This window comes from Pseudomonas sp. BYT-1, from assembly GCF_023611805.1.
Classification (GTDB): domain Bacteria; phylum Pseudomonadota; class Gammaproteobacteria; order Pseudomonadales; family Pseudomonadaceae; genus Aquipseudomonas; species Aquipseudomonas guariconensis.
Genome location: NZ_CP072559.1, coordinates 168,452 through 182,966 on the forward strand (window position 1 = coordinate 168,452; position 14,515 = coordinate 182,966).

At 62.2% G+C, this 14,515-nt stretch carries 13 protein-coding genes; 1 reads left to right on the top strand and 12 read right to left on the bottom strand.

Annotated elements, in window-relative coordinates; all coding sequences use genetic code 11:
• Window positions 1–69: 69 nt before the first annotated feature.
• The 5 genes from J5X93_RS00820 to J5X93_RS00840 form a co-directional block, all read right to left on the bottom strand.
• On the bottom strand, window positions 70–1,092 hold the full coding sequence (locus J5X93_RS00820; RefSeq protein ID WP_043207757.1) for a DUF5924 family protein: 1,023 nt from the start codon (window positions 1,090–1,092) through the stop codon (window positions 70–72).
• Window positions 1,093–1,196: 104 nt separating this feature from the next.
• A complete protein-coding gene (locus J5X93_RS00825; RefSeq protein ID WP_250034278.1) occupies window positions 1,197–2,603 on the bottom strand; it encodes a M16 family metallopeptidase in 1,407 nt (468 codons plus the stop codon).
• A 33-nt stretch (window positions 2,604–2,636) separates the two neighbouring features.
• Window positions 2,637–4,295, bottom strand: coding sequence for a Na/Pi cotransporter family protein (locus J5X93_RS00830; protein WP_043207760.1), 1,659 nt, complete (start codon window positions 4,293–4,295; stop codon window positions 2,637–2,639).
• A 253-nt stretch (window positions 4,296–4,548) separates the two neighbouring features.
• Window positions 4,549–5,319 (bottom strand): TerC family protein, encoded by a 771-nt coding sequence (locus J5X93_RS00835; RefSeq protein WP_043207762.1) that lies wholly within the window; start codon window positions 5,317–5,319, stop codon window positions 4,549–4,551.
• A 69-nt stretch (window positions 5,320–5,388) separates the two neighbouring features.
• Complete coding sequence (locus J5X93_RS00840; protein WP_043207764.1) at window positions 5,389–6,696, bottom strand: CitMHS family transporter; 1,308 nt, start codon at window positions 6,694–6,696, stop codon at window positions 5,389–5,391.
• Between the two features lie 269 nt (window positions 6,697–6,965).
• Here J5X93_RS00840 and J5X93_RS00845 point away from each other — a divergent pair, with 269 nt between their 5' ends.
• The gene (locus J5X93_RS00845; protein WP_043207766.1) at window positions 6,966–7,367 is read left to right on the top strand and encodes a GFA family protein; all 402 of its coding nucleotides are present in this window, start codon (window positions 6,966–6,968) and stop codon (window positions 7,365–7,367) included.
• Window positions 7,368–7,400: 33 nt separating this feature from the next.
• On the opposite strand, the gene J5X93_RS00850 is transcribed toward J5X93_RS00845, so the two are convergent.
• The 7 genes from J5X93_RS00850 to J5X93_RS00880 form a co-directional block, all read right to left on the bottom strand.
• A complete protein-coding gene (locus J5X93_RS00850; protein ID WP_182816890.1) occupies window positions 7,401–9,359 on the bottom strand; it encodes a DUF7844 domain-containing protein in 1,959 nt (652 codons plus the stop codon).
• Entirely contained in the window at window positions 9,356–9,676 is a 321-nt protein-coding gene (locus J5X93_RS00855; RefSeq protein WP_043207767.1) for a DUF2388 domain-containing protein, read from the bottom strand. The genes J5X93_RS00850 and J5X93_RS00855 overlap by 4 nt, the downstream gene beginning before the upstream one ends.
• A gap of 36 nt (window positions 9,677–9,712) precedes the next feature.
• On the bottom strand, window positions 9,713–10,006 hold the full coding sequence (locus J5X93_RS00860) for a DUF2388 domain-containing protein (protein WP_043207769.1): 294 nt from the start codon (window positions 10,004–10,006) through the stop codon (window positions 9,713–9,715).
• 168 nt (window positions 10,007–10,174) lie between these two features.
• Complete coding sequence (locus J5X93_RS00865) at window positions 10,175–10,492, bottom strand: DUF2388 domain-containing protein (protein WP_043207771.1); 318 nt, start codon at window positions 10,490–10,492, stop codon at window positions 10,175–10,177.
• Window positions 10,493–10,786: 294 nt separating this feature from the next.
• The gene (locus tag J5X93_RS00870; RefSeq protein ID WP_043207772.1) at window positions 10,787–11,002 is read right to left on the bottom strand and encodes a DUF1127 domain-containing protein; all 216 of its coding nucleotides are present in this window, start codon (window positions 11,000–11,002) and stop codon (window positions 10,787–10,789) included.
• Between the two features lie 377 nt (window positions 11,003–11,379).
• Entirely contained in the window at window positions 11,380–12,873 is a 1,494-nt protein-coding gene (scpC, locus tag J5X93_RS00875; protein ID WP_043207773.1) for a succinyl-CoA:acetate CoA-transferase ScpC, read from the bottom strand.
• A 204-nt stretch (window positions 12,874–13,077) separates the two neighbouring features.
• A complete protein-coding gene (locus J5X93_RS00880; RefSeq protein WP_043207776.1) occupies window positions 13,078–14,514 on the bottom strand; it encodes an NAD(P)(+) transhydrogenase (Re/Si-specific) subunit beta in 1,437 nt (478 codons plus the stop codon).
• Window position 14,515 lies beyond the last annotated feature (1 nt).

Sequence of the window (14,515 nt, forward strand, 5' to 3'; positions counted from 1 at the left end):
CGGCACTGGGGCGCGGGTTCACCCGCGAACATATCGGTGAAGGCAACACGAGACAGTCGCGCCCAAGCATCACTGGGCTGGTGCGTCGTCGAGCACCTTGAAGCGCAGCACGCCAATCACCTGGCCATCCTCGGTCAGTACCCTCACCTGCCACTTGCCCACCGGGTTGGGTGGGAAGTTCTGCTTGTGGGTCCAGGCTCGATAGCCTTCCTTACGCCCGCCGTGGATGTCCAGGGCGATGCGGTCGACTTCTTTGCCGTTCAACTGCCACACATGATAGATGCGCTCGTTCAGGCCGCGCGGGGCGTTGATGGCGGTGTAGGCGTACAGGCCACCGCTACGGATGCGACTGACGGGGACTTCTTCGAGAGAGTCGCCGGGCTGGCGGTTCTGCACTTCAGTACTGACGGCCACTTCAGTCATCCACAGGGTCGCCGGAGGTACCCAGGAGCGCAACAGCCAACCGCCGCCGCCGACCGTCAGCGTCACCAGCACCAACGCCACCGCGCGGCGCCAGTTGTTGATCGGGAAACTGCTGGCCAGGCTCGGGAACGACAGCGCCATTGCGGCAATCAATGCCAGCTTGAAGCTTTGCGCGGTCGTCAGGTGCAGGATGATCGGCAACGCGGTCAGCAAGGCGGCGAACAGCGTCAGGGTGTGCAACGCCAGGAACAGCCAGCGTCGGGGCGCCAGCCACTTGTAGTACAGCGGGTCGATGATCGAGATGAGGCCGGCCGCGCCGAGCAAGCCCGTGAACACCAGCTGGCCGCTGTTCCAGGTGGTGGTGATGAAGAAGAACGGCAGGACGAAGAACAGGCTCTCCTGGTGGATCATCTGTGTCGCGTAACGCAGCAACGGCTGTGGGATCTCGCGCTTGAACACCTTAGCGAACAAGCCCGTCAGGGTATTCTCCAGCATCAGCCAGACCCAGCTGACCAGCATGAGCACGGCAACCCAGCTGGCCAGGCTGGCCTGGCGATCGACAAGGATGAAACTGCCGATGCCGGACAAGAAACCGCCCAGCGCGATGACGCCGGGGTAGCGCTTGAGCAGCTCGATCACGCGGATGACGAAATGGGGTATCGGGGGCATGGACGCAACAGACAAGAACGTGAGTGAGGCCAGGCAGGCCCTATCGCGGTAAAAGCTCGCGACAGGATGGAACTGGCAAGATGATGCCGCAGGATACTGCCAAATCAGGGCTTGCGTGTAGCGTCGTCGGGCTCAGCTGCCCGATGGCGTCGCAGACGCAGCAGACCAACGGCCAGGATTACTCCCAGCAGCAAAGCGAGTAGCCCATAGAGTTCGTCGAAGCCCAGCAGCGGCTTTTCGATGCGCAAATAGCCGGGCTCCTTGAGTAAGGCGCGCAAGGCGGCATCGGCCTGCTTGAGGCTCACCTGGCGCAGCTTGCGCGCCGGGTCACGGAAGCGCCCGTCGTTGTAGTCGTTGAGCGCACCCCAGTAATAGTCCGCCAAGGCGCTGTTGCCCTGGGTGCTCCAGCTTTCCCGGGCGATGGCTGCGTCCTTGATGCGAGCGAAGGTGTCCGGGTCCAGGCCGTTCTTGCGCAGATGATCGAACAACTGCTCCATTACCTTGATCGCCTGGTCGACATCCTGTCGCTCGAGGTCTGCGTTCAAGGCCAGCATGCCGGTATCGCCGAAGCTTTCGCGCCGCACCGATGGTCCGTAGGACAAGCCATGGCGCAGGCGCAACTGGTCGTACAGGGCCCAGTCCAGATAGCGCGAGAGCAGATCGAGGGTGGCGTTCTGGTCGTTGTCGGCCGCAGGTTCGATGAACAGCCAGTGCAGTTTGACGCTGTCCCCCAGCCAGCCGCGGGTCAGGTCGCGGCGTTGTTCGGCCTGTTGAGTGATGGTGTCGAGGTTTCGACGTTCGCCCGGCTCGGTGGCCGGCAGTTCGCCGTAGGTGCGTTCCAGGTAGGCCGGCAGCAGGCGGTCCAGGCCGCCAACCACGATCAGGGTCATGTTGTTGGCGGCATACCAGCGTTCGCGCAAGGTTTTCACCTGCTCGAGGGTCATGTCCTCGAGGTTGGAGCGCTCGGCGCACTTCAGGCCCAGCTCCACGGCCAATTGGTCGCTGCCTGGGTGGCCGATGTCCTGGCGGTCGAGCCAGCGTTGCAGGTGGCCGTAATGGCCGCCGTCTTCGCGTTCGATGATCTTTTTCGCTGTCTCCAAGGACGTGGCGTCGATGCGGGTATCGCGGATCACTGACAGCAGCAGGTCGAGGACCTTGCGTTGGTTGCGCGCGGGCGCTTCGATCACGAAGGTGGTGTCGGCACTGCTGGTGTAGGCATTCCACTCGCCGCCCAGCGATTGCAGGCGCTCTTCCAGGCCCCCTTCGCCGGTGTCGTCGATGCCGCTGAACAGCAGGTGTTCAAGCAGATGCGGCAATTCCTTCTGGTCGCAGTCGAAGTCATCCAGGCCGACGCCGACCACCAGGCGAATGGCCACGTGATCGCGCTCATAGCCGGACTTGAGGATCACCTGCAGGCCATTGGGCAACAGATAACCCTCTACCCGCGAACGATCGAGGGCAAACGAGGGCAGGCTGCAGATCAGCAGGCAAACGAACATCAGGCAACGCATCGGCGAGCTCGGGTCTCCAGGTGTGTGCGAATTTCAGGACAGGCGGGCCTCGTCCGGCACGCTGTCGAGCAGAAGTCCGCCCGTATCCGCGCCGCCCAGTACGACATAGGCACTGCTGCAGAACAAAGAGTTCAATCGCTTCATGTCGGCGATCAGCTCCAAGTGTAGCGAACTGGTCTCGATACTTTGCACCACTTTACGTTGCAGACGGCTGACATGGGCGTGGGCCAGGCGCCGCTCTTGTGCGCGGAAACGGCGCTTCTCGCGCAGCAGCAAACGCGCACTCTCAGGGTCTGCGCTGAGGAACACCGACAAGCCCAGACGCAGGTTGGCCAACAATTGCTCCTGAAGGCCAGTGAGTTCTTCCAGCCCGACTTGGGAAAACTCTCGGCGCTGCGAGGTCTTTTGCTGTTGGACCTTGCGCAACATGCGCTCGATCAGGTCGCTGGCGAGCTTTAGGTTGATGGCCAGTTCGATGATCTCTGCCCAGCGGCGGTTGTCTTGTTCGCTCAGGTCTTCCCGGGACATTTGTGCCAAGTACAGCTTAATGGCGCTGTACAAGGCTTCGGCATCCTCGCCCAGGGCACGCACTTGCTGAGGCAGTGCGGTCTGGGTGCCGCGCAGCGCGCCGAGCATGGCTTCGAGCAGGTTATCGACGATATCTCCCAGGCGCAGCGTCTCGCGAGCAGCGTTGGCCAGGGCCAGGCTCGGTGTGCCCAAGGCGGTGGCGTCCAGGTGGCGTGCCTTGATCGGTCCATTGCCGTTCTCGCGTTCTGGCAGCAGCCAACTGCATAACCGGCCCATGGGTTTGACTGTGGGCAGCATGACCAGGCAGCGCAACGTGTTGTAGAGCAGGTGGAAGCCGATCACCAGTTCCTGGGGGCTGAAGCTCAGCGAGTCCATCCAGTCCACCAGCGGATGCAGCACGGGAATGATCAGCACCAGGCCGATCAGCTTGTACAGCAGGCTGCCCAGGGCGACCCGGCGGCCGGCGGAGTTCTGCATGCTGGTGGTCAAGAAGGCCAGCAGGCCGCTGCCGATGTTGGCGCCCACCACCAGGCCGATCGCCACCGGCAGGCTGATGACTTCGGCGCCCGCGAGGGTGGCGGTGAGCAGTACGGCGGCCAGGCTGGAATAGGACACCAGGGCGAACAGCGCGCCCACCAGGGCATCGAGCATGATGTCGCCGGTCAGCGAGGCGAACAGCACTCGCACACCCTGGGCATGGGTGATTGGCGCGGCGGCCTGCACGATCAATTGCAGGGCCAGGATGATCAGTCCCAGGCCGATACCCACGCGCCCGAGCTGGCCGGCGCGGGTCTGTTTGCGCGAGAGGAAGAAGATCACCCCGAGGAAGATCAGCAGCGGCGACAGCCACGACAGGTCGAAGGTCAGCACCCGCGCCATCAGCGCGGTGCCCACGTCGGCGCCCAGCATGATCGCCAGTGCCGGCGTCATGGCCATCAAGCCCTGCCCCACGAACGAGGTCACCAGCATCGCGGTGGCATTGCTGCTCTGCACCATGGCGGTGACCACGATGCCGGCGATGAAGGCCAGTGGGCGCTTGCTCATGTTCTGGCTGAGCACACGACGCAGGTTTGAGCCGTACACGCGCAGGATGCCGGTACGTACGATATGCGTGCCCCACACCAGCAAGGCCACGGCGGACAGCAGGTTGAGCAGGGTCAGCATGTTCTGGGCCCCCTTGTTGCCTTGTGCCCCAGGCTGGGGCCAATAGGTGAAGCTGTGAGCCGGGCCCGGGGGTGGGCTGTTTTTGGGGCTCACTGAAGCTTTAGTTGTTTTGCGGACCTGCCGCCAGCTTCGCATGCTCGCCAGGCATTTGAAACATTTGAGTCATGAAAGGGCTGTCATCAACCCAAGGAAACTTCGCGCCAGAAACGAGAAAGGACCCCGAAGGGCCCTTTCTTTCTTGCGCTTCCTGATCTTATTGACCCGGAATGTCCTTGCGCAGTTTCACCGGCTCATGCTCCTTGCCCTGCTTTCGTGCCAAGGCGGTGCGCATGCGGATGTTGATCGCCTCGACCGCCAGGGAGAACGCCATGGCGAAGTAGACGTAGCCTTTTGGCACATGCACGTCGAAGGATTCGGCAATCAGCACGGTACCGACCACGATCAGGAACGACAGGGCCAGCATCTTCAGCGACGGGTGTTTGTCGATGAACTCGCTGATGGTGCCTGCACAGAGCATCATCACCAGCACGGCAACGATGATCGCGGCGATCATCACCGGTACGTGGGAGACCATGCCCACGGCAGTGATCACCGAGTCCAGCGAGAACACGATATCGATGATGGCGATCTGGATAATGGTGTAGAAGAACTTGCCGCCTGCGCCCTTGGGCTCTTCTGCGTTTTCGTCCTCGCCTTCGAGGCCGTGGTAGATCTCCTGGGAGCTCTTCCAGAGCAGGAACAGGCCACCGAAGAACAGGATCAGGTCACGCCCCGAGATGCCCTGCTCGAAGATGACGAACAGGTCGTCGGTCAGGCGCATCACCCAGGTGATCGACAGCAGCAGCATGATGCGGGTGACCATGGCCAGGGCCAGGCCGAAGATCCGCGTGCGCGGCTGCATGTGCTTGGGCATGCGGCTGACCAGGATCGAGATCATGATGATGTTGTCGATACCGAGAACGATCTCAAGCGCCGTAAGAGTAAAAAAGGCAACCCAGATTTCCGGGCTGGTCAGCCATTCCATGTGTTTTCCTTTGAACGATAAGGGCGACGCACCCAAGCGGGTGCGTCGCGGTTGAATAGTGCGCGTTTCTTACAGACTGCTGAACAGCGGGAAAATCCCCATGAGCAGCGCGGCGAGCATTATGCACAGGCACACGAGCACTGCCCACTTGAGCGTGAAGCGCTGATGATCGCCGAATTCGATACCCGCCAGGGCCACCAGCAGGTAGGTAGAGGGTACCAAGGGGCTCAGCAGGTGTACCGGCTGTCCGACGATCGACGCGCGGGCCATTTCCACCGGAGTGATGCCATAGTGGCTGGCCGCTTCGGAGAGTACCGGGAGAACCCCGTAATAGAAGGCGTCGTTGGACATGAAGAAGGTGAACGGCATGCTGACGATCGCCGTGATCACCGCCAGGTACGGCCCGAGTGCATCGGGAATCACCGCCAGCAGACTCTTGGACATGGCCTCGACCATGCCGGTGCCGGAGAGGATGCCGGTGAAGATACCGGCGGCGAAAATCAGCCCGGTCACGGCCAGCACGCTGCCGGCGTGGGCAGCGATGCGGTCTTTTTGCTGTTGCAGGCATGGGTAGTTGACGATCATCGCGATGCTGAAGGCGATCATGAACAGCACCGGCAGCGGCAAGGCGCCGGCGATCAGGGCGACCATCAGCGCAGCGGTCAGGGCGCCGTTGAACCAGATCAGCTTCGGTCGACGGGCTTCCGGAAACTGCGAAACGGTGATTTCGCTGTGGTCGATGTCGTCGGTGGGCAGGTGCAGTTCGCCCAGGCGAGCCCGTTCGCGCTTGCCGTAGAGGTAAGCGATGGCGAGGATCGCCACCACGCCGAACGCCATGGCCGGGATCATCGGCACGAAGATGTCGGACGGGTCGACATGCAGGGCGCTGGCGGCACGCGCGGTGGGGCCGCCCCACGGGGTCATGTTCATCACGCCGCCAGCGAGGATGATCAGGCCGGCCATGATCCGCGGGCTCATCCCCAGGCGGCTGTAGAGCGGCAGCATGGCGGCGCAGCAGATCATGTAGGTGGTGGCGCCGTCGCCGTCGAGCGAGACCACCAGAGCCAGCGCCGCGGTGCCGACCGACACTTTGAGCGGGTCACCTTTGACCAGTTTGAGGATCTTGCGCACGGCCGGGTCGAACAGGCCGGAGTCGATCATCAGGGCGAAGTAGAGAATGGCGAACATCAGCATGACGCCGGTGGGCGCGAGCTTGCTGATGCCTTCGAGCATCATGGGGCCGATGTGGCTGTAGAAGCCGCCGAACAGGGCGAACAGGATCGGTACCAGGATCAGGGCGATCAAGGCCGACAGGCGCTTGGTCATGATCAGGTACATGAACGAAATGACCATGGCGAAGCCGAGGAAGGTCAGCATGGCGGTACTCCAGGCGGTGCGCTGCGAAAGGAAAGTCGATTCGGGCGGGTCAGCGCGTCAGGCGCTGCGCGGGGAGTAGCCGGAGAGGTATAGCGAACAGGCGGGCACAGGAAAACATCGGGTATCACCATTGTTGTTGTTGATTGGGCCGGGCGCGGAAACTTCCGGGTGCCCTGGCTGACCGGTCTGCTGCCGGTGGTGGGGCTATCCTATTGGCGGAAGCTTTCAGCCAGCTTTCGGCTGAAACCAGGCGACAGGAGGTAGTGCCGATGACCGATGTAATGGAAGGTGGCTGCCATTGCGGCGCCCTGCGCTATCGGTTGCAAGGCGATCTTACAGATGTCGCCCATTGTCACTGCTCAATCTGCCGGCGGGTCAGCGGAGGTCTGGTGGTGACCTGGCTGACCTTGCCTCGTGACGATTTCAGATGGTTGACGGGCACGCCGGGCTGTTATGTCGCTCCGGCCAGTTGCAGCCGTTACTTTTGCACCAACTGCGGGGCTCATGTGGCGTTGCTGACGCTACACAGCCCCGCAAGCATCGACGTGACGGTGGCGACCCTGGACCACCCGGAGCGCGTACGTGCCAATCGGCACATCTGGACCAGCAGCCGGTTGCCTTGGTTGCATCTGGATGAGGATTTGCCTGGAGAGGCGCAGGAGAGCCTTTGAAGGCCGGAAACAGCCCCACCAACCTGAGCGGTATCAGGGAAGCTGCAAACCGCCGGCGGCTTTGTGCAATTCCCGCAGATGCACGCCGATCTGCTTCACATTGGCCTCTACCGCCGCGATCTCCTGGGCCCGCGAAGGCTCGAGCAATGCCCTAACTTCTTTGTCCAGGTCGGTGCTCAGGCGCAGCAATTGGGCCTGGCGCTCGCTGCTGATCTTCTCGAGCTGCTTGCGTTCTTCTGGCTGGGGCAAGCCGTAGCCCTTGTTTTCCAGCAACTCCGCCGGGCGGCTGAGGAAGCCGCTGTTGGCGAGCATTTTCTGCAAGGTGTCGTTGGCCTTGGAGATACTGCCGTCCTTGAGGGCGGTGGCGTTCAGGTAGCGCTGTTTGACCTCGTCCTGGGCCAGCAGCAGCTGGCGGCGAAGGCTGGCCTGTTCGAGCAGCAGCAACGCGGCGCTGGTGCGCAGGTCTGCCTGCTGGAACCAGGTACTGCGGTCCTTGGCATCCAGGGCCAGCCAGTCTTCGACTTTGTTCTGCTTGATCGGCAGCTGCTTCTTCAGCACATCGAACATGGCCTGGTAGCGCTCGCGGTAGGAATCGAAGCGATAGCCCAGGCGCAGGGCCTCACGTGGGTCATCCAGGACACTGGTATCGGCCAGCCCTCGCCCTTTGAGTACTTCCAGAAGGCCGTTGGGCATGATGCTGTCCAGATCGTTCAGCCGTGGATTGCCAGTGCCACTGCGCAGCAGTTTCAGGGACTCGACCGCACAATTGTTGGACAGGAAGTAATAGTTGCCGTCATAGCTCCAGTGAATCTCCGCAGCCTGGCGCACCAGGCTTTCAACCTCTTGACGGCTGAGCTTGAGCGGGATCGACGCCAGGCTGCGCAGTTCGGTCTTGGTGTACTCGTCGATCACCTGGCTCAGCGGCAGCACGAACAATCGCGAAGGGTAGGCACCGGTCAGGCCGTCCCAGCTGGACAACTGCACGTCATTGACGAACGCCCGGTACGACAGCACCAAGTGTTGGTCCAGATCCAGCCGGCAGTCTGGGCCACGAGGCCTGCCTGGGGCGCAGATTACCAGGCGCAACATGCTGTGGCCCCAACGGCTCACCCAGTTCTGGTTGGCTTCGGCCAGTAGGTAATCGACTTCATAGACCCGCTGCGGGTCGATTTCGCCCAGAGGCTGGCGGGCGAAATCGGTCCCGGCATTGAGAAATGGCAGACCGCTGACGCAAGTGTTCTGCTGTGGGGCCCAGCCGAAGTGGTCGCGCAGGTACTGATTCAGGGCGGGGCGGCGGCAGGCGTAGCTCGGGTCGAGGAGGAAGTACTCCATGTTGACCGCAACGAACTCCTTGGGGCTGCTCAATTCATAGCTGTCAGGGCTGCGGGCCAGCTGGCCATTGTGTTGCTCGCGATCGCCGCGACGGCCGACATATTGCGGCCATCCGGCCAAATCGAGCAGGCGCGGGTCGTCGCTCAGGGTAAAGCGCCTTTCAGCCTGGCCTCGGCACTGCTCAGGCAGGCCGATCTTGCCCAAGGTGTCCTGCTGGCGCTTGCAGCGGGTGATCAGCTGGCGTTCGGCTTCAGGCCACAGGCGGGCGCGGTCGTAAATGTGTGTCAGCTCGTGAAGCACGGTCGCCAGCAGCTCCTGCCGGACCGTGCCGTGAGGACGGTCGGTCTTCTTTTTGGCCGCGCTGCCATCGGTGAGGCTGGGCAGCAGGCGACGGTTGAGCTCAAGCGTCGCGACCGGCGAGGCCTGTCCATAGGCGTCGGTAGGCATACGCTCGCTCCAGCTGACCTGGATGCGTCGATCCAGCTGTTGCTTGAAGCGGGGGGGAAGCTTGCCCATGGCCTCGTCGAGCAGGGCTTGGGAGGCCTGCTGCTGCTGTGGGTCGAGGCCACTGACCTGCAGCTCGAGCTGCAGGCCAGCCAGGGCGGGCGTGCCGAGCAGCGTCAGGACGCAGCCCAGCAGCCAGGCACGCACGTGGTTCACAGAGCGAGGATGGCTTCGGCCAGAACCTGGTCGCTGGCATCGCGTGCTTCTGGGACGCGCTGGCGAAGGGTGTCGAAGGCGGCCTCCAGTTGAGCGCCGCGGATCTCGCCATTGCTGGCGACGAAACTGGCGGCGTCATCGTGGGCTTGTTGCACCACTTTGGAGTCGCGGATGGACGTCGTGGTGTCAGAGGTGAAATCGATCGAACGGCCAAAGGCACGGACGATGATATTGCTGGTGGCCACCAGGGTTTGTGCCTGGGCCAGGTCGGCCAGCAGCAGCATGCCGAGGGCAGCGGCGATCAGCGGTTTACGCATGGAGCATCTCCGGAAGATACAAGGAGTCAGACATGTTTATTGGACGAGAATTGCCTCGGCCAGTTCACGGTCACCGACACAATGGTACGCATGGGCATGACGCAGCGAATCGAGTGCCGCCTGCAGGCGTGCTCCGCGGATCTGGCCGTCAGTGGCCACGAAGGCTGCGGCGTCGTCGCGGGCCTGGATGACCAGCTTGCGGTCGAACGGCGCGGAGGTCACCTTGCTGGTGACGTAACTGCTGGCGACCAGGCTCTGGGTGGTGACATCCATGGCATGGGCGCTTCCCACGCCGATAAGGGCGAACAGTAACGGCAACGAATAACGCATGGAGTTCTGAAGGCGACGGAGGTGAACGGCGAAGGCTACCCCGGATACGTCGGCCAAGGCCAGTGTGTCCGGTTTGAATGGGGCCGATGTGCAGCCCTCTCGCGGGTAAAGCCCCTTACACTGGCACTTGGCAGCTTCTTGGGGCTTACCCGCGCTCGGTAAGCAGTGTCAGAGCGCGAGGATGGCCTGGGCCAGTTGCGCGTCGCTTGCCTGCAGGCTTGGCAGCTGCTGGCGGATATGGATGAACGCGCTTTCAAGCTTGGCGCCGCGGATTGCGCCTTCGCTGCCGACGAAGGTCGCGGCATCGTCGCGGGCAGCCTGGACGATCTTGCTGTCACGGAACGACGAAGAGAGATCGGAGGTAGCGTCGGTGGAGGCGGCTACGCCGCGCACGACCGTGTCGGTGGTGACGACGAAGCTGGTGGCGTTGGCGGTGCCGGCCAGGGCCAGCAACAGGGCGGCGCCGATGAGGTGTTTACGGGACATGGTCGTGGACTCCTGCGTAAGGGTCTGGGTGATTCTGGTTATCTGCCGCACGTTTGATCGCTCGCGATGCTTTCAACCAAGCGGCTGAACGAAGCGTATCACGCGGCGGCGGTGCAGAGGTTAACTGGACGGGCTTTGTGCGTAACTGTACTGGTCAATTCTCTGCTAATCAAAACTGTGCTGGTTTGCGCTGTGGTACGCGCACTAGAGCCCTGCAAACAAAAAGCCCGTCGCGGTTTCCCACGACGGGCTTTTGAAATTCTAGGGCGCCGGCCGAGGCCAGCGAGCCCGGGCTTAGCGCCAGAACGGCTTGCTCAGCTCTTCGTAACGCTGGGACTCGGTGATACCGGCGTCAGCCAGCAGACGACCGTCCAGGCGAGCCAGCTGACGACGGCTGCTGATACGACGCTGCCACAGCAGCAAGGTCGACAGGGCGCGCAGAGGCAGCGAAGCGTTGGAGGCTTGAGCGTTGTTTTCGAAAACCAGATCGGAACTGAGGGTACGTTCCATGATGTGTCATCCTTCCGCTTATGGCGGCATTAGGTAGTGATTTAACTGATGCCAATGATCCTCCTCCGTCGTCCAGAACAGTAGATACAGTTCACCAGTATTGCGATCACTCAGTTAACTGTCTAAGCCGACTGTTGCACCTGAAATTGGCGAAACTGTACCGGTGCGCACTTGTTTGGTGCAAAAACAGCGCGCTCCGATTTCGTGTCGACACAAAATCGACGTTTTTACCAGTACAGTAGTACAGTTTTTGTGAGTTAAAGGCGGGCAAGCCAACAGACTGTGTAGGTCCGAATGCAATCGCGGGAGCAGCCCACCCCCCCACAGAGGTGAGGATGGGGCTGCTCCCGCGACAGGTCCAGGCAGGCTGTGCTGGATCAGCTGGCGAGCATGCGACCGCTTTCTTCTAGGTTTTCGTGCCAGCTCAACGCCTCGCGCAGAATGTGCGGGGTGTGGCCGCCACGCTGGCAGGCGCGGTCGAAGTAGTCGTTCAGCGCGGCGCGGTAGTCCGGGTGCACGCAGTTATCGATGATCGCCCGTGCGCGCTCGCGCGGGGCCAGGCCGCGCAGGTCAGCCAGGCCTTGCTCGGTGACGAGAATGTCCACGTCATGCTCGGTGTGGTCCACATGGCTGACCATCGGCACTACGCTGGAGATCGCGCCGCCTTTGGCGATCGACTTGGTGACGAATACGGCCAGATGGGCGTTGCGGGCGAAATCGCCGGAGCCGCCAATGCCATTCATCATCTTGGTGCCGCAGACGTGGGTGGAGTTTACGTTGCCATAGATGTCGAATTCCAACGCGGTGTTGATACCGATGATGCCCAGGCGACGCACCACTTCGGGGTGGTTGGAAATTTCCTGTGGACGCAGGACGAGCTTGTCCTTGTAGCGCTCCAGGTTGCCGAACACATCGGCGTTGCGGCGGGTCGACAGGGTGATCGAGCTGCCCGAGGCAAAGCGCAGCTTGCCGGCGTCGATCAGATCGAAGGTCGAGTCCTGCAGCACTTCGGAGTACATGGTCAGGTCTTCGAACGGCGACTCGATCAGACCGCACATGACCGCGTTGGCGATGCTGCCGATGCCGGCCTGCAGTGGGCCGAGCTTGTTGGTCATGCGGCCGGCATCCACTTCACGCTTGAAGAAGTCGATCAGGTGGTCGGCGATGGCCTGGGTTTCGTCGTCCGGCGGCAGCACGGTGGACGGCGAGTCGGGTTGGTCGCTGATCACGATGCCAACGATTTTGGCCGGGTCGATCGGGATTGCGGTGCTGCCGATGCGGTCATCGACTTTAACCAGCGGAATAGGGGTGCGAGTCGGGCGGTAGGTCGGGATATAGATGTCGTGCAAGCCTTCGAGGTTGGCGTTGTGCGACAGGTTGATCTCGACGATCACCTGCTTGGCGAAGATCGCGAAGCTGGCCGAATTACCTACGGACGTGGTTGGAACGATGTGGCCTTGCTCGGTGATCGCCACGGCCTCGATGACCGCGATGTCCGGCAGCTTGAGCTGCTGGTTGCGCAGCTGCTCAACGGTTTCCGACAAGTGCTGGTCGATGAACATCACCTGGCCGTCGTTGATGGCCTTGCGCAGGGTGCTGTCCACTTGGAACGGCATGCGGCGGGCGAGCACGCCGGCCTCGGTCAGCTGCTTGTCCAGGTCGTTGCCCAGGCTGGCGCCAGTCATCAGGCTGATCTTCAGGGGCGACTGCTTGGCACGTTCGGCCAGGGCATGCGGCACGGCCTTGGCTTCGCCGGCGCGGGTGAAGCCGCTCATGCCGACGGTCATGCCGTCCTGGATCAGGCCAGCGGCATCAGCCGCACTCATTACCTTGCTGTGCAGGGAGGACAAGCGGATACGATCACGGTACATGGATTGTTATCTCGGGCTACTGAAGCTACTGGAGCGCAGTCTAGAGATTTCGCCCGTTGCCGTCCCGCGACCATGGTCGTAGGCGAAGGCTGGATTTAGAGCCGTTGATCTGGATCATGCAAACGAAAAACCCCCGGGCATGACACCCAGGGGTTTTAGGGGATTGCCTGCGCTTCTATATATAAGTGCAGGTGAGTCTGGCGATCATTCCACGGCCTTGACCATGTCCTCGATCACCTTCTTGGCATCCCCGAACACCATCATGGTCTTGTCCAGGTAGAACAGCTCGTTGTCCAGGCCTGCGTAGCCGCTGGCCATGGAGCGCTTGTTGACGATGATGGTCTTGGCCTTGAACGCCTCGAGGATCGGCATGCCGGCGATCGGCGACTTGGGGTCGTTCTTCGCTGCCGGGTTGACCACGTCGTTGGCGCCCAGCACCAGCACCACATCGGCCTGGCCGAACTCGGCGTTGATGTCTTCCATCTCGAAGACCTGGTCGTACGGCACCTCGGCTTCGGCCAGCAGCACGTTCATGTGCCCAGGCATGCGCCCCGCCACTGGGTGGATCGCGTACTTAACGGTCACGCCGTTATGGGTCAGCTTCTCGGTCAGTTCCTTGAGCGCGTGCTGGGCGCGGGCCACTGCCAGGCCGTAGCCAGGCACGATGATCACGCTGTCGGCGTTGCTCAGCAGGAAGGTCGCGTCGTCGGCCGATCCGGACTTCACCGGACGCTGCTCCTGGGAGCCTGCGCTGGCGCCGGCATCGGCATCGGCGCCGAAGCCGCCGAGGATGACGTTGAAGAACGAACGGTTCATCGCCTTGCACATGATGTACGAGAGGATCGCACCGCTGGAGCCGACCAGGGAGCCGGCGATGATCAGCATCGAGTTGTTCAGCGAGAAGCCGATACCGGCCGCTGCCCAGCCCGAATAGCTGTTGAGCATGGACACCACCACCGGCATGTCAGCACCACCGATCGGAATAATGATCAGCACGCCCATGATGAACGCCAAGGCGAGCATCAGGGTGAAGGCACTGTAATGGCCAGTGAAGGTGAACAGCAGGCCCAAGGCAATGGTGGCCAGGCCCAGGATCAAGTTCAGCTTGTGCTGCCCGGTGAACTGTACCGGTGCGCCTTGGAACAGGCGGAATTTGTACTTGCCTGACAGCTTGCCGAAGGCGATGACTGAGCCGGAGAAGGTGATCGCACCGATGGCCGCACCGAGGAACAGCTCCAGGCGGTTACCGGTGGGGATCGGGTCGCTGATGCTGGCGACGATGCCCAGCGACTGCGGCTCGAGCACCGCGGCTATGGCGATGAACACCGCTGCCAGACCGATCATGCTGTGCATGAAGGCCACCAGCTCCGGCATCTTGGTCATCTCGACGCGCTTGGCCATGATCGAACCGGCGCTGCCGCCGATCAACAGGCCGACGATCACGTAGCCGATGCCGGCAGTCGCCAGCTCTGCCCCCAGCTTGTAGATGAGTCCGACCGTGGTGAGGATCGCGATCCCCATGCCGATCATGCCGAACAGGTTACCCCGGCGCGAAGTGGTCGGGTGCGACAGGCCCTTGAGCGCCTGGATGAAGCAGACGGAGGCGACCAGGTAGAGAAGCGTTACCAGATTCATGCTCATG